Annotated in this window: 13 protein-coding genes; 7 read left to right on the top strand and 6 right to left on the bottom strand. The window is 63.6% G+C overall.

Annotated elements, in window-relative coordinates; translation table 11 throughout:
* The first annotated feature begins 69 nt into the window (after window positions 1-69).
* Window positions 70-1,044, top strand: coding sequence for a zinc-binding dehydrogenase (locus DKB74_RS05540; RefSeq protein ID WP_109807168.1), 975 nt, complete (start codon window positions 70-72; stop codon window positions 1,042-1,044).
* 54 nt (window positions 1,045-1,098) lie between these two features.
* Here DKB74_RS05540 and DKB74_RS05535 read toward each other — a convergent pair whose 3' ends face one another.
* On the bottom strand, window positions 1,099-1,905 hold the full coding sequence (locus tag DKB74_RS05535; protein WP_275658159.1) for an SDR family oxidoreductase: 807 nt from the start codon (window positions 1,903-1,905) through the stop codon (window positions 1,099-1,101).
* 244 nt (window positions 1,906-2,149) lie between these two features.
* Between DKB74_RS05535 and DKB74_RS05530 the strand changes: the two genes are divergently transcribed.
* From DKB74_RS05530 to DKB74_RS05510, 5 genes are all read left to right on the top strand, one after another.
* Window positions 2,150-3,355 (top strand): acetyl-CoA C-acetyltransferase, encoded by a 1,206-nt coding sequence (locus DKB74_RS05530; protein ID WP_109807167.1) that lies wholly within the window; start codon window positions 2,150-2,152, stop codon window positions 3,353-3,355.
* A gap of 23 nt (window positions 3,356-3,378) precedes the next feature.
* Window positions 3,379-5,565 carry a 3-hydroxyacyl-CoA dehydrogenase NAD-binding domain-containing protein gene (locus DKB74_RS05525; RefSeq protein ID WP_164497921.1) on the top strand — a complete coding sequence of 729 codons (2,187 nt, stop codon included), beginning with the start codon at window positions 3,379-3,381 and terminating at the stop codon, window positions 5,563-5,565.
* Between the two features lie 44 nt (window positions 5,566-5,609).
* Window positions 5,610-7,241 (top strand): long-chain-fatty-acid--CoA ligase, encoded by a 1,632-nt coding sequence (locus DKB74_RS05520; RefSeq protein WP_109807166.1) that lies wholly within the window; start codon window positions 5,610-5,612, stop codon window positions 7,239-7,241.
* A gap of 48 nt (window positions 7,242-7,289) precedes the next feature.
* Window positions 7,290-8,453 carry an acyl-CoA dehydrogenase family protein gene (locus tag DKB74_RS05515; protein ID WP_109807165.1) on the top strand — a complete coding sequence of 388 codons (1,164 nt, stop codon included), beginning with the start codon at window positions 7,290-7,292 and terminating at the stop codon, window positions 8,451-8,453.
* Between the two features lie 77 nt (window positions 8,454-8,530).
* Window positions 8,531-9,613: a CaiB/BaiF CoA transferase family protein gene (locus DKB74_RS05510; protein ID WP_109807164.1), complete on the top strand. Its 1,083-nt coding sequence runs from the start codon at window positions 8,531-8,533 to the stop codon at window positions 9,611-9,613.
* A gap of 64 nt (window positions 9,614-9,677) precedes the next feature.
* Here DKB74_RS05510 and DKB74_RS05505 read toward each other — a convergent pair whose 3' ends face one another.
* From DKB74_RS05505 to DKB74_RS05490, 4 genes are all read right to left on the bottom strand, one after another.
* On the bottom strand, window positions 9,678-10,739 hold the full coding sequence (locus DKB74_RS05505) for an aromatic ring-hydroxylating dioxygenase subunit alpha (protein ID WP_109807163.1): 1,062 nt from the start codon (window positions 10,737-10,739) through the stop codon (window positions 9,678-9,680).
* Between the two features lie 106 nt (window positions 10,740-10,845).
* Window positions 10,846-11,619, bottom strand: a complete 774-nt coding sequence (locus DKB74_RS05500) for an SDR family NAD(P)-dependent oxidoreductase (protein ID WP_109807162.1) — start codon at window positions 11,617-11,619, stop codon at window positions 10,846-10,848.
* Window positions 11,620-11,638: 19 nt separating this feature from the next.
* Window positions 11,639-12,877, bottom strand: a complete 1,239-nt coding sequence (locus DKB74_RS05495; protein WP_109807161.1) for a thiolase family protein — start codon at window positions 12,875-12,877, stop codon at window positions 11,639-11,641.
* 76 nt (window positions 12,878-12,953) lie between these two features.
* Complete coding sequence (locus DKB74_RS05490; RefSeq protein ID WP_109807160.1) at window positions 12,954-13,739, bottom strand: enoyl-CoA hydratase/isomerase family protein; 786 nt, start codon at window positions 13,737-13,739, stop codon at window positions 12,954-12,956.
* 143 nt (window positions 13,740-13,882) lie between these two features.
* Between DKB74_RS05490 and DKB74_RS05485 the strand changes: the two genes are divergently transcribed.
* Window positions 13,883-14,833 carry an NAD(P)H-dependent flavin oxidoreductase gene (locus tag DKB74_RS05485; RefSeq protein WP_109807159.1) on the top strand — a complete coding sequence of 317 codons (951 nt, stop codon included), beginning with the start codon at window positions 13,883-13,885 and terminating at the stop codon, window positions 14,831-14,833.
* Between the two features lie 110 nt (window positions 14,834-14,943).
* Here the strand turns inward: DKB74_RS05485 and DKB74_RS05480 are convergent, their stop codons facing one another.
* Window positions 14,944-15,372 carry a hypothetical protein gene (locus tag DKB74_RS05480; protein ID WP_145960908.1) on the bottom strand — a complete coding sequence of 143 codons (429 nt, stop codon included), beginning with the start codon at window positions 15,370-15,372 and terminating at the stop codon, window positions 14,944-14,946.
* Between the last annotated feature and the right edge of the window lie 62 nt (window positions 15,373-15,434).

Raw genomic sequence — 15,434 nt, 5'->3', positions numbered from 1 at the left:
ATCGCGCCGCCAGATATTTTATTCCCGTCTCAATTATGCGTCGTTCAGAACGCAGTTGAGGAGAGAGATATGTTTGCGTGGCAGGCCGCGAAATTTGGCGAACCGCTCGATGTTCTGGAACTGAAGGACATGGACAAGCCGGTTGCAGGACCCGGCGAAGTCGTAATCAAGGTGAGCGCCGTCGGGCTGGGCCTCCCCGACCAGATGTCGGTGCAGGGCCGCTACCCCTTCGTGACCGAATGCCCCGCAATCCCCGGACATTCCTTCTCCGGGACGATCGATTCCACCGGGCCGGACAGCGTCTTCTCTCCGGGCCAGCGCGTCATGGCGCGCACGATGTACAAGAACCAGGCCGGTGCCCTTGCGGAATATGCGGTCGCGCAGGAAATCGACACGTTCCCGGTGCCCGGCGCGCTCGATGACGAGCAGGCGGCGGGTTTCGTCGTTCCCTATCACACGGCCTATGTCGGGCTGGTCAGCCGGGGCAAGCTTGCCGAAGGCGAGACGCTGCTGGTGCTGGGCGGCTCGGGTGCCAGCGGGTCGGCAGCGATCGAACTCGGCAAGGCGCTGGGGGCAACGGTCGTCGCGACCGCTCGCGGAGAGGCCAAGGCCGAATTCTGCCGGAAACTGGGCGCCGATCATGTCATCGATACTAGTCAGGCGCATATCGGCGAGGCGGTCCGCGAGGTGACCGGCGGGCGCGGGGCAGACGTGATCTTCGATCCCGTAGGCGGCGAGCCGTGCGACGCGGCGGTGCAGGGCATTGCTTTCGGGGGGAGGCTCGTCCTGATTGGCATTTCGGCAGGATTTCCCACCTTGAGCCCGATCGACATGATCAACCGGACCTATAGCGTGATGGGGGCCGCGCTCCCCAATCGCACGGCGGCAGAGCGGAGCCAGGCGATCGCCGACCTCGATGCGCTGGCCACCAGTGGCAAGATCTCGGTGCCGATCGAAGGCCGCTATTCCTTCGACGAAACCCCCGGCCTGATTGCTCGCCTTGGCGGCGAGATCATGGGGCGGCACATCATCAAGGTGCAATAGGCTGAAAACGGGCGGGGCGCTCCCGCGACGGGTTTCGCCGCCGCCCGATTCAGCTCAGCGCGTTCCGGCGATGCCTCCGTCGACGGGCAGGACGATACCCGTCAGATAGGCGCCCGCCGCGCTCGACAGATAGATGATGGCGCCTGCAATATCGGCGGGGCTCCCCATTCTGCGCAGGGGGATTTTCTTGCTGAGGCCCGAGTCCTCGTCTTGCAGATGCGCCGTCATGTCGGTCGGGAAATAGCCGGGTGCCACGGTGTTGACGGTGATGTTCCGCGAAACGAGCTCGGCGGCGAGCTGGCTGCCCAGATAGTGGATTGCAGCCTTGCTCGCGCCATAGCTGTACGCTTGCAGATCGTTCACCACGGTGCCGGCAATTGAACCGATGTTGATCACGCGCGCCGGGTCGCCCGCGCTGGCCGCCGCTTCCAGTTCGGGAAGCAGTTCCTGGATCAGCCGGAACGGCGCCTGCACATTGACTGCCATCACGCCGGCCCATGCCTTGTCCGGAAAGCTCTCGAACGGAGCGCCCCAGGTCCGGCCTGCATTATTGACGAGGATATGCAGCGCTGTTTCGCCCTTCTGGCGGAAGAGCGCGGCCAATGCGGTTATTCCTTCAGGGCTTCCGGCATCGCCCGGCAGCGCCTCGCACGCGCCTAGTGCGCTGAGGTCTGCTGCGGCGGCGAGGGCGTCATCTTCCTTGCGCGAGGTGATGTAGACCTTTGCGCCAGCGCGCAACAGGCCAGCGGCGATCATCTTGCCGAGACCGCGCGCCCCGCCGGTAACCAGCGCCACCTTTCCGGTGAGCGAGAAGAGCTCGGCGATATCCGTGCTCGCCGTGTCATGGGCCGTGTCAGCCATTCTGCATTCTCCAATTGTTATGATTCTGAATAATTCGACCCGAGCTGGTGTCGTAGCGCTTCGTGAGGTGCTCCGCGAGAAGGCGCGGCTCGCGCGGCTACCGGATCCGCCCTGACCATATCGACTGATTGCGGTTGACGATATTCGTCTTAATAGGCATGTCAATAAATACCCTGTCGGGATGGCCGTTTTCGAGCGTGTTCTCGATAGCCATCCGGCGAATAAAACAACAGCAGGATGCAGGATGACAGAGGCTTTAATCTACGATCATGTCCGCACGCCGCGTGGCCGTGGCCGCGACGACGGCTCACTTCATGAAGTCACCTCGGTCGAATTGGCGAGCCAGCTTCTGGCAGCGCTGCGCGACCGCAACGACCTCGATACCGCGCTGCTCGACGATGTCATTCTCGGCAGCGCGCAGCCGGTGGGCGAGCAGGGCGGTGTGCTGGCGCGCGCGGCGGTGCTCAACGCGGGCTATGCGCAGAGCGTGGGCGGCCAGCAGATCAATCGCTTCTGTGCCTCGGCGCTCGACGCGGTAAACCTGATTTCGGCCCAGGTGATGGCCGGGATGGTTCAGGGCGGCATTGGCGGCGGTGTCGAATCGATGAGCCGGACGAGACTGGCCACCGATAGCGGCCCATGGGCGGCGGACCCTGCTATTACCTTCAGCAATCACTATGCGCCGCAGGGCATTGGCGCCGATCTGATCGCGACGCTCGATGGCTATACACGCGAAGATGTCGACAGTTATGCGATCGAAAGCCAGCGGCGTGCCGCAGAGAGCTGGGCGGAAGGCCGTTTCGACGGCGCTATCGTGCCGGTCCGCGATGTTCTGGGCGAGGTGCTGCTGGACCATGACGAGGCGATCAGGCCGGGCACCACGCTCGAACAGCTCGCCAAGCTGAAGCCCGCCTTCGAAGGCTTCGGCAAGGCTGGCTTCGAAGCCGTGGTGAAGGATCGCTATCCGCAGGTCGAACAGCTCGACTACGTCCACCACGGAGGCAACAGTTCGGGCATTGTCGATGGTTCGGGCATCGTCCTCGTCGGCTCGGCGGAGTTCGGCAAGAACGCAGGCCTGAAGCCGCGCGCGAAGATCCGCAGCTATGCCAGCATCGGGTCCGAGCCGACGATCATGCTCACCGCCCCGGCGGCGGTCAGCGAGAAGGCCCTGTCCATCGCAGGCATGTCCAAGGACGATATCGACCTGTTCGAGCTGAACGAAGCCTTCGCGAGCATGATGCTGCGCTACATGCGCACGCTCGACATTCCACACGACAAGATCAACGTGAACGGCGGCGCGATCGCCATGGGGCACCCGATGGGCGCGACCGGGGCGATGATCCTCGGCACCGTCCTCGACGAACTGGAGCGGCGTGACCTCAGCACCGCCCTCGTCTCGCTGTGCGCGGCCAATGGCCTGGGCACTGCCACCATTATCGAGCGCGTTTGATCGCCCCATCGGAGCTTAAGACCATGCGACACATCAAGATTTCCAAGGCCGCCGATGGTGTGGCCACGCTCGTCCTCGACAATGCCGACGCCCCCATGAACGTCGTTTCGCAGGATTTCGTCCGCGAGATGACTGCGGCGATCGAGACCCTCGCCAACGATGACGATGTCAGCGGCGTGATCCTGACATCGGCCAAGCCCGCCTTCATGGCGGGGGCGGACCTCAAGTTTCTGGTCGGAGCCTATGACCGGGCGACGATGCACGATCATTTCGCGTTCTCGCAAGGCGCAACCGCCATGCACCGCGCGATCGAGCAGTCGGGCAAGCCGTGGGTTGCGATCCTTGACGGTCTGGCCCTTGGCGGCGGCTTCGAGCTGGCGCTGGCCTGCCATCGCCGGATCGCGGTGGATCGTCCGGGTACGGCGGTGGGGCTGCCCGAGGTCAATGTCGGGCTCCTGCCCGGATCGGGCGGGACGCAGCGCCTGCTGCGCATCGCGGGTGTGAAGGTCGCGCTGGACCTGCTGCTGTCTGGCAGGCAGGTTGGTGTCGAGGAAGCGCTGAAACTGGGGATCATCGATGAAGTGGTTGCCCCCGGCGAAGCAGAAGCCAGCGCCAGGGCCTGGCTCGCGACCAACCCCGATCCGGTCAAGCCGTGGGACGTGAAGCGCGCTCCGCCGCCGCAGAAGCTCGGCCTGCTGGTGCCGAGCGATGCTGCGGACTATTCGATGGCGGCGGCTAAGCTGGCGAAAAAGGGCTATAACCTGCCTGCAGGCCCGGCGATCCTTTCGACCGTGTTCGAGGGCGCCCAGCTGCCGATGGACAAGGCCCTGTCGGTCGAAAGCAAGTATTTCGCGCAGCTGCTGGGGAACCCGGTCGCGCGCAACATCATCCGCACCAGCTTCATCAGCCGCAAGGCGGCGGAGAAGGGCGCCTGGCGTCCTGCCGATGTGCCGAAATCCAAGGTGAGCAAACTCGGTGTGCTTGGTGCGGGCATGATGGGCGCGGGCATCGCTTTTGTTTCGGCGAAGGCCGGTATCGATGTCGTCCTGCTCGACCGCGATGTGCCGAGCGCGGAGAAGGGGCGTCAGTATTCCGCCAAGGTGACACAGAAGCTCATCGCGTCGGGCAGGATGGCCGAGAGCGATGCCGACGCCATCCTCGGCCGGATCACTGCGACCGACGACTTCGCCCTGCTCGAAGGCTGTGACCTGATCGTCGAGGCGGTGTTCGAAGACATGGCCATCAAGGCGGAAACCACCGCCAAGGCCGAAGCCGTCATTCCCGAACATGCCGTGTTCGGCTCGAACACCTCCACCCTGCCGATCAGTGAGCTGGCAAAGGCGTCGAAGCGGCCCGATCAGTTCATCGGCATCCACTTCTTTTCGCCGGTCGACCGGATGAGTCTGGTCGAACTGATCATGGGGCACCAGACGGCGCCCGAAACGCTGGCCAAGGCGCTCGATTTCGTGGCCCAGATCCGCAAGACGCCGATCATCGTCAACGACAGCCGCGGCTTCTACACCAGCCGGGTTTTCCAGACGATGATCCACGAAGGCGCTGCGATGCTGGGTGAGGGCGTGCCGCCCGCCGTGATCGAGAATGCCGCCAAGGCCATCGGGATGCCCGTCGGGCCGCTCACACTGCTTGACGAGCTGAGCTTCGATCTGCCGCTGGCGATTGTCGATCAGGCGATCGCGCAGGAAGGTGACAATTATCTCGTCCCTGCTGGCGTTGCGACGCTGCGCCGGATGCGCGACGAGCTTGGCCGTGGTGGCCGCAAGGCCGGCGGTGGTTTCTACGAGTATCCCGAAGATGGCGCGAAGCGGCTGTGGCCGGGTCTCGCCGAGCATTTCCCGCAGACCGACGACTGGGACATCGAGGATCTCAAGGCCCGGCTGCTCTATACGCAGGCGCTCGAAACCGTCCGCTGTCTGGAGGAGGGCGTGATCGAGACGCCGGAGGATGGTGATCTCGGCTCGGTTTACGGCTGGGGCTTCCCGCTGTGGACCGGTGGCACGGTCAGCTACATCGATACGGTGGGCGCGCCTGCGTTCGTGCGGGAGGCAGATCGCCTGGCGCAGCTTTATGGCGAACGCTTCGCTCCGCCCAAAATGCTGCGCGACATGGCGAGCAACGGCACGCAGTTCTACGCGGCTGCGGACAAGGGCGAGGCCGCCGCGCAGAAGCGAGACGCGCTTGCGGACGCCTGAGTACCGGTGGTTCGAGATATAAGAAAAATACCAAAGGGAGAGTCATGATGATCGGTGAGATGCCGAACGGAGATTATCCGTTGATTGTCCGCCATCTCATGCCGACCGCCAACCGGTCGACCATTGCCGGTGAGATCGTGGATGCGAGCGGGCTGCGCTTTACCTATCCGCAGTTCGCGGACCGGGTGGCGAAACTGGCGGGCGCGTTGGCGGCGTGCGGTGTGAAGCAGGGCGAGACCGTCGCCGTGCTGGACTGGGATACGCATCGCTATCTGGAATGCTTCTACGCCATTCCGTCGATGGGCTGCGTGTTGATGACCGTGAATATTCGCCTGTCGCGCGATCAGGTCCGTTACACGATCGATCATGCAGGCGCGAAGACGGTCATCGCGCATCCCGATTTCCTGCCGATGCTGACGGCTGGCGATCCGGACCTGAATCTGGAACGGATCATCGTTGTCGGCGATGCCGGTGATTTCGAAGTGCCGCCCGGCGTCGAGATGGCGGAATTCTACGCCATCACCGATGCCGCCGCGCCCGAGTTCGATTACCCCGAGATCGACGAACGCTCGCGCGCCACGATGTTCTATACGTCGGGCACCACCGGCAATCCGAAGGGCGTCTATTACTCGCACCGGCAGCTGTTCCTGCACACGATGTCCATACTCGCGACGTTCGGCACCGCACCCGCGCAGGGCCGGTTCGGCGCCGATGACGTCTACATGCCGATCACGCCGCTATTCCACGCCCATGCGTGGGGTTTTCCCTATGCGGCAACGCTGCTCGGCACCAAGCAGGTCTATCCGGGGCGCTACAAGACCGACACGCTGCTCAGGCTGATCGAGGAGGAGGGCGTCACCTTCTCGCACTGCGTTGCCTCGGTTCTGCGGATGATGCTCGATGAGGCGAAGGTCCGGAAGGTCGATCTTTCGGGCAAGAAGATGCTGATCGGGGGCGGGGCACTGCCCGAAGGCTTGGCCCGCGCCGCGCTCCAACACGGCATCGACATTTTCAGCGGCTACGGCATGTCGGAGGCCTGCGCGGTCCAGACCATCAATCACCTGACCGCGACCGAAGTCGCCGCTCCGTTTGAGGAGCAGTTGCAACTGCGCACCCGGCCCGGTCGCCCGATCCTGTTGTGCGATGTGCGGACCGCCAATCCCGATCTCAGCGCCACGGCGGTGGGGGAGGAGGGCGAAGTCGTTTTCCGTGGCCCGTGGCTGACGCGCGGCTACTGGCGCAATGAAGAGGCGTCGGAGGAACTGTGGCGCGGCGGCTGGCTGCATTCGGGCGACATCGGCAAGTTCGGCGCAGACGGCGCGTTGCGGATCACCGACCGGGTCAAGGACGTGATCAAGTCTGGCGGCGAATGGATATCCTCGCTGATGCTGGAAAGCCTGATCTCGCAGGTCGAAGGCGTTTCCGAAAGCGCGGTGATCGCGGTGCCCGATGTCCGCTGGAGCGAGCGGCCGATGGCGCTGGTCGTGCCGCAGGACGGTTACGACCTCGATGTCCAAGCGATACGTGCCAGACTGACCGAGGCCGCCGAGGCGGGTGCCATTCCGCGCTACGGCGTGCCGGAGAAGATCAAAATCGTCGACGAGCTGGAAAAGACCAGCGTCGGCAAGCTCGACAAGAAAGCGCTGCGTGCGCGTTACGTAGAACAGGTTGGATAAGATGGTTTCGGTAACTCAAGGCAGCATTACGAGCGGGGAGATCATGCCATGCAACGTGTGATCTTCGAGCCCGAGCACGAGCAGTTTCGCGATAGCGTACGCGCCTTCATGCAGACAGAGGTCGCGCCCCATGCCGAGCGCTGGCGCGAAGCGGGCATCGTGGATCGCGAGGTCTATACCAAGGCGGGGCAAGCCGGGCTGCTATGCACCTGGGCAGACGAAAAATATGGTGGCGCGGGCGTCGATGATTTCCGCTTCGAGCAGATCATCGTCGAAGAGAATATGCGCCACGGCGATATCGGCTTCTACATTCACCTGCACAGCGATCTGGTCGCGCCCTATATCGCGAAGCTCGGCAATGACGAGCAGAAGGATCGGCTGATGCCCGGCATCGTCAGCGGCGAGACGATCCTGGCCGTGGCGATGACCGAACCGTCGACCGGCAGCGATCTTGCCGGGATGCGGACCACGGCGGTGCAGCGCGGCGACGACTGGGTGCTGAATGGGGCCAAGACCTATATTTCGAACGGCATCCTTGCCGATGTCGTCATCGTCGCGGCGCGGACCGACCCCGACAAACCCCATGCAATGGGCCTGTTCATTGTCGAGCGCGGGATGAAGGGTTTCGAACGGGGGGCCAAGCTCGCGAAGATGGGCCTCAAGTCGCAGGATACTGCGGAACTGTTCTTCGACGATGTCGTCGTCCCAGCGAGGAACCTGATTGGTGAGGCGGGGCAGGGTTTCCGCTATCTGACGCGCCTGCTCGCTCAGGAGCGGCTGGTTGCCGCGATCGGCTTCATGGCCACTGCGCAAGTCGCGTTCGACCTTACGCTCGACTATGTCACTGAGCGCAAAGCCTTCGGCCGGCCCATCGGTACCTTCCAGAACAGCCGGTTCAAGATGGCCGAAATGCGCACCAAGCTCGATGTCGCGCAGACATTCATCGACCAGTGCGTGCTGCTGCTCAACGCCGGCGAACTCAGCGGTGAAGATGCTGCGAAATGCAAGCTGCATGCGAGCGAGGTCGAAGCCCAGGTGATGGACGAGTGCGTCCAGCTTCACGGCGGCGCCGGTTACATGGAGGAGTACCGGATCAGCCGCCTGTACACCGACGCGCGCATCAGCCGGATCTTCGCCGGGACGAGCGAGATCATGAAAGAGATCATCGGCCGCGGACTTGGCCTCGACGAGCGCAAGCTGACCAACCCTTAGGTGCTGGGTGCCAGCGGGGCAGGTGCGACCTGTCCGATATTGCGCGACGACAATGACATGATGGAGGGATTTACGACGTGACCGAACCCGGTGCCCTGGCTGGCGTGCGCGTGATCGAATTCGAGGCAATCGGGCCGATCCCATTGGCCGCGACGATCCTCGCCGACATGGGGGCTGAAGTCCTCCGCATCACGCGTCCGAAGCGCGCGGATGATGCCTGGGACGATGTTGGCGCTTCGGTGCTCCACCGTGGACGCCGGACCATCGAACTCAACCTCAAGACCCAGCGCGATCAGGCGCTTGAACTGGTCGCCCGCGCCGACATCGTGCTTGAAGGAATGCGGCCCGGTGTGATGGAGCGGCTCGGCCTCGGGCCCGATACCTGTTTCGAGGCCAATCCGGCGCTCGTCTATGGGCGCATGACCGGGTGGGGGCAGGACGGGCCGCTCGCTCAGCAGGCCGGGCATGACCTCAACTATCTGTCGATCACCGGCGCGCTGTGGGCGATGGGGTCGCCCGGATCGCCGCCGCCGGTGCCGCTCAATCTGGTCGGCGATTATGGCGGCGGGTCGATGTTCCTGCTGACCGGCGTGCTGGCGGCGCTGGTCAGGGCCCGCACCACCGGCAAGGGACAGGTCGTCGATGCGGCGATGGTCGACGGGGTCAGCATGATGACCTCGGTATTCCACGCCTGGCGCGCCAGCGGCATGTGGCGCGAGGGGCGGGGGGACAATCTGATCGACGGGGGCGCACCCTTCTATCGCTGTTACGAATGCGCGGATGGCGAATATATCGCCGTCGGCCCGCTGGAGCCTGCCTTCTTCCGTGCGTTTCTGCGCGGCCTCGGCTTGCCGGAAGACATGCCGCAGAATGACCGCAGGACCTGGCCGGAAATGGCGGCGCTGTTCGCCGAACGGATCGCCCAGCGCACCCGCGACGAATGGGCGCAGCTGTTCGACGGGACCGACGCGTGCGTCACGCCGGTGCTGAACTGGGAAGAGGCAGAGCGCCACCCGCACAATGTCGCGCGCGGCACGTTCGTCAAACGCGCGGGCGTCGTGCAACCTGCACCCGCACCGCGCATGTCGGGCACGCCATCCTCGATCCGCGTCGAGTCCGAACCCACGGTCGACGAGATGCTGGCGCGCTGGACGCGTTAGAGAAACCCAGTCGCGCTTCCTCGGAGCATGGCCCCGAGGAAGCGCGCTATCACCAAGGCGTCGGCTATTTCGCGCTCGCGAGAGCCTTTTCCGATTTCGCTTCCGGCTCCGATGCTGCGCTAGAGCGCTCCTCGTCGATCAGCTTCTTGAGTATCTGTCTGGCTCGCCCGGCCGCCCGGTCGGTGGTCAGGAAGATCGGCTTGAGATCGTCGAAATCCTGGCCCGCCATCCGCTCCTGCACCATGGCGATCATCGGTTCGTCTTCGTTGCGGAAGGCATTGTCGGTGATCTGCCAGACCAATTGTGTGATGGCGTCGTCGTCGACCCGGCGATTGCGGGCAAGCATCCAGAAATAGTGGGTGCTGGTTGCGCTTTCGGGGGTCAGGAAATGCGTTGCGGGGAACAGGATCGCGCCCTCGCGCGACTCCCCGCATTCCTTCACACCGACTTCGAGATAGAGGTTGCTTGGCGCTTCCCAGCGCATATCTGCCCACCGGTCGCAGGTCGCGGACTCGCTCTCCCAGAACGGCTGCACCGCAGGGGCAATCACCTCTCCATCGAAGCGATAATTGGCGTGCACGGTCGTGCCTTCCCACCTGGTGTCGAACTTCGTGGAATCGGGGCTGCCGAACGCGGTATGCAGGAACTGGCCATGGGTCAGGTCGAGCAGGTTATCGACGACCAGCTGGTAATTGCCCGTCACGGGGAGATATCCATGGGCGAAGGCATAATCGCTGTCGGTGGTGAAGCTTCCGAAATCAGGCAGCTTGTCCTCATCGGCCAGCTCAGGATCGCCCATCCAGATCCACACCAGCCCATCGCGTTCCATCAAGGGATAGCTTGGCACCTTGGCAGCCTTCGGCACCGGGCCGTGATAGTTGTAAACGCAGCTGCCCTGGCCGTCGAACCGCAGCCCGTGATAGGGGCACTGGATCGCATCGCCGACGATCTTTCCCTGCGAGAGAGGCGCGAAGCGGTGCGGGCAGCGATCGGCCAGGGCGACGAGACCACCCGACGTATCGCGAAAGAGAACCACCGGTTCTTCAAGAAATGTCCGGGCGAGTGGCTTGTCGTCGATCTCGTCCAGCCACGCCGCAGCATACCACGCATTTCGCAGGTAGTTCATCTTTGCCTCTCCAATCGCGTTGCCGACTCTTTTTTCGGTCTGAGCTTTCGCGTAATTTACAGCACCATTAAAAAACTACAAGTTGGCATTGCCTCCAGTCCAGCGATCAGCGCGGCGTCATCCGGGCGCCGGCATCCAGATCCAGCGTCGTCGCGTTCAGATAGGCATTCTCGACAATATGCTGCGCCAGCCTGGCGAATTCCGCGGGCTGCCCCATCCGTTCGGGATAGAGGATCATCCGGTCGATAATCGACTGCGACACATTGTCGGGCATGCCCGCCACCATCGCTGTGTTGAACAAGCCCGGTGAAATCGACACGACGCGAATGGCCAGCTGCGCCAGATCGCGCGCCACGGGGAGGGTCAGCCCGACAACGCCTGCCTTGCTGGCGGCGTAGGCGGCCTGGCCGACCTGTCCCTGCGTCGCGGCACCCGAGGCCGTGTTGATGATGACGCCGCGTTCCCCGGTCTCGGCGTCAGGCTCGTTGGTGCTCATCGCCAGCGCGGCAAAACGGATCACGTTGAAGGTGCCGGTCAGGTTGATCCCGATCACCTTGTTCCAGGTTGCGAGCGGGAAGACTTCGCCCCGCGACACGGTTTTCGCGGCATCCGCGACGCCCGCGCAGTTCACTGCAACATGGATAGCGCCGAATTCGGCAACGGCGGCGGCGATCCCATCCTTCACGCTTGTCTCGTCCACGACATCGACGATCCGCGTCAGGCACGCATCGCCAAGGTTTGCCTTGAGCGCCTGCAGCCTCTCCTCGTCGCGATCGAACGCTGCGATCCGCGCACCGGCGGCGGCGAGCTGCTTCGAGGTCGCGAGGCCCAGCCCGGAGGCTGCGCCGGTCACGACGGCGGTTTTGCCCTGAAGTTCCATGGAAAGTTCCTTCCGTCCGCTATTTGCCGAGGATGGTGACGCAGGCGACCGCTTCCTCAATGCCCTGCAATCCGCCGCCATTCTCCGCGATCGCCAGCCGCGCGCCTTCGACCTGACGCGGGCCCGCCTCGCCGCGCAGCTGCGCCGCGAGTTCGTAGATTTGGGCAAGGCCGGTGGCACCGACCGGGTGCCCCTTCGATTCCAGCCCGCCCGACGGATTGACCGGCACGCGGCCGCCAAGCGTGGTCTCGCCGCGCTCGCTCGCGGGGCCACCTTCGCCGAGCGCACACAGGCCCAGATTCTCGATCTGGATGATTTCGCCCATCGCGGTGGCGTCGTGCACCTCGGCCACCGAGATATCGGCGGGGCCGACACCCGCCTTCTCGTAAGCGCGCCGGGCGGCGCGTGCGGTGCAGTGGTTGGTAAAGTCCGTCTTGTCGCGATCGCTGCCGGTCTGCACCACCGATGCCAGCACGCGGATCGCGCGCGATGGGTCGATGCCGTGACGCTTCATCCCCGCTGCGGTCGCCAGCACGACGGCTGCACCGCCATCGGAAACCGGCGAACACATCGGCAGCGTCAGCGGATAGGTGATCGGCGGTGCGGCCAGCACTTCGTCGATGGTATAGGGCACGCGGTATTGCGACAGCGGGTTTTCGACCGAGTGCTGATGGTTCTTGGCCGCCACAGCAGCAATCTGGCGCTGCGTAGTCCCGAAGGTCGCCATATGGAGGCGAGAGAACGCCGCATAGACGTCCATGAACACGCTGTAGGGCTTGTCCGACATGGTGCCCGGCGGTGGCACGATGCCTTCGCCCAGCGCCATCAGGTTCTTGCTGATCTCGTCCTTGTCGCTGACGTCCCACGCGCTGTCGAAGGCCCCGAACATCAGCGCGCGGTCCTTGGAGAACATCTTCTCCGCACCCACGGCGAGCGCAATGTCCGCTTCGCCTGCCTTGAGGACATTGACCGCGAGGTTCAGTGCGGAGCTGCCGCTGGCACAGGCATTTTCGACATTGACGATCGGGATCTGCTCGATCCCCATGGACCGCAGCGCAATCTGGCCGCGCACCATGTGCTGGGCTTCCATATGGCCTTGCGTCGCATTGGAGAAATAGGCCGCCTCCAGCGCCGACGCCTCGATCCCGGCATCGGCCAGCGCTGCGCTCACCGCTTCGCGGGTCAGCGTCTTGATGTCCTTATCGAGCAGGCGGCCGAACGGCGTCATGCCGATCCCGACGACGTAGATATCTTCCATTGTTCCGGCTCCCAATTTCAGCGTGCGGGTGCGTGCCTTGATGGCACTGTCAATTTTCTGGCCTGTGAGGCGCGTGTCAGCGACCGATGAACGAGGGCGCGCGCTTTTCCTCGAAGGCGGCGAGGCCCTCTTTCAGGTCATGGCTGTGCACATGGATTTCGGAGACGAGCAGTTCGGACCGGAGCGCGACGTCCTTGGGCTGTTCGAGACCATCGTCGACCAGCGCCTTCATCCGGCGCAGCACCAGCGAGCTCTTGGCGCCTAGCCTGGCGACCAGCCCCTCGGCGGTGGACATCAGTTCGGAATCGTCGACAACCGCGTTGACCAAACCGCAGGCGACGAGGTCTTCAGCCGGGACGAAATCGCCGGTGAACATCAGATATTTCGCGCGGGTCGGGCCGATCTTGCGCGGCAGGCGTACCGATCCGCCACCGCCTGGCAGCAGACCGAAATTGGCGTGCGCATCGCCCAGCTTTGCCGAGCGTGCGGCAATGACCAGATCGCAGCACAGCACCACTTCCAGCCCGCCCGCCAGCGCCATGCCATTGATGGCGGCGATCACCGGGCGCGGGCACGCTTCGAGCGCGTCCATCATGTCGAGAAGGCTGCCCAGAAACTTCGCGGTGGCGGCTTCGTCGCCCGGCGAGGTCTCCTTGACATATTTGAGGTCGGCCCCCGCGCAGAACGCGCGCCCGGTGCCGGTTACCACGACCGCCTTGATGTCCGGAGCTTCGGCCAGCGCCAGCGCGTCCATGACGCCTGCCACGATATCGGGCGTGATCGCGTTGAGCGAAGCCGGGCGGTTGAGCGTGATCCACACCGCGCCGTCACGCGTCTCTACCAGGACGCTTTGGTCAGACATGTCTCTCTCCGAAATTACCTTGGCGACGCCTCTATCGGGCGGTGGCGACAGCTATTTCCCTTGATGGGCCTGAGTGCAACAGATTAATTGTTATATCTCAAAATAAATTTGCCATCATTCGCACGCATTCTTATGCGGAAACCATGATTGGTGACCCCGCTATTGCGTCGACCTTGCGCGCGAAACTCACTCTGCCCGTGCTGGCGGGGCCGATGTTTCTGGTGTCCGGGCCCGAACTGGTCATCGGCTGTTGCCGGGCCGGTATCGTCGGGTCGTTTCCCACGCTCAACGCGAGGACGCCTGCGATTCTCGACGAGTGGCTCGCAACCCTGTCCGCGGAGCTGACAGCGGATGCCGCCCCCTATGCGGCCAATCTGATCGTGCACCCGACCAACGAGCGGCTGCCGGACGATCTTGCTCTGCTGGTCCGGCACAAGGTGCCGCTGGTGATCGCCAGCGTCGGAAATCCCGGGCCCGTGGTCGATCAGGTGCATGACTATGGCGGGCTGGTCTTCTCCGACGTCGCCTCGGTCAAGCATGCCCGGCGTGCGGCAGAATCCGGCGTGGACGGGCTGATCCTGCTGTGTGCCGGCTCGGGCGGGCACACCGGCTGGCTCAACCCCTTCGCATTCGTCACCGAAGTGCGGAAGTTCTTCGCCGGGCCGCTGGTGCTCGCTGGAACGATTTCGAACGGCCACACCATCCATGTCGCCGAGGAACTGGGGGCGGACTTCGCCTATATCGGCACGCCGTTCATCGCGGCGACCGAGAGCATGGCGGAGGAAGATTATCGCCAGATGCTGATCGACAGCTGCGCCGACGATATCGAGCTGACCGCCGCGCTCACCGGCATGCCCGCCAATATGCTGCGTCAAAGCATCGCGCGCAGCGGCTTCAAGCCCGAGGCGAAACATGACGGGCCGTTCCACGCGGAGAAGGGCACCAAGGCGCTACGGGCATGGCGCGATATCTGGAGCGCGGGGCAGGGCGTCGGCGACATCGACCGGGCGGAGCCTGTCGCGAGCATCGTCGATCGCATGAAGCGGGATTACGATGCGGCGCGAAAGGCGAGCCTGCAACGCCTGGGCGGGTGACGTCAGGGTAGTTTGGGTCGCGTGGACAAATTCAGAACAGGCCGCCTGCGGGGTGTGCCACGGAAAAGCTGCTTCTCCGGACACGGCCCAATTGCGAACATGGACTGATGTTAGACGCAATCACCAAAGCTGGGCGGGCCATCATTAGCTAGAAGCTCATCGACAGCACTATCAAGTTCACTAGCGTCTGCTGACTTGAAGATATCGTAGCTTTCGGCAACATCGCCTTCGCAGATATAACGGTGGTCCTCACTGTTGAGGTTCTGACTTTCCTTGAACTTCTCAAGCACAGCCGGGTCTCCGCCTGTGTTGCGGACTATGTAGTCATCGAACCTCTGCGAGTAGCTTGCGATCCTCGCCTGAAACTCAGGGTCTTGCCCCGCATGGCATTGGCTCCCCACCTTCTCTACGAAATAGATGAACGTTCCAAGGCAGAGAACGCCCCTCCCGGGCACTTCGTTCGGCGGTGCTGCTGAGATCAGACCAATGCAAGATGCGGTCAGCACAGCGAAACGCGAACAGGTTCGTATGTCAATCATGGACGGATCATACGCATAGTTTCAGAAGCTTGCCAGAACGTCCGCTTTTCTCCCAAATGTCG

This window comes from Stakelama portus (assembly GCF_003171655.1).
Lineage (GTDB): Bacteria > Pseudomonadota > Alphaproteobacteria > Sphingomonadales > Sphingomonadaceae > Sphingomonas > Sphingomonas portus.
Note: the sequence above shows the minus strand (reverse complement) of the source record. Positions and strands in the feature narration are given on the sequence as shown.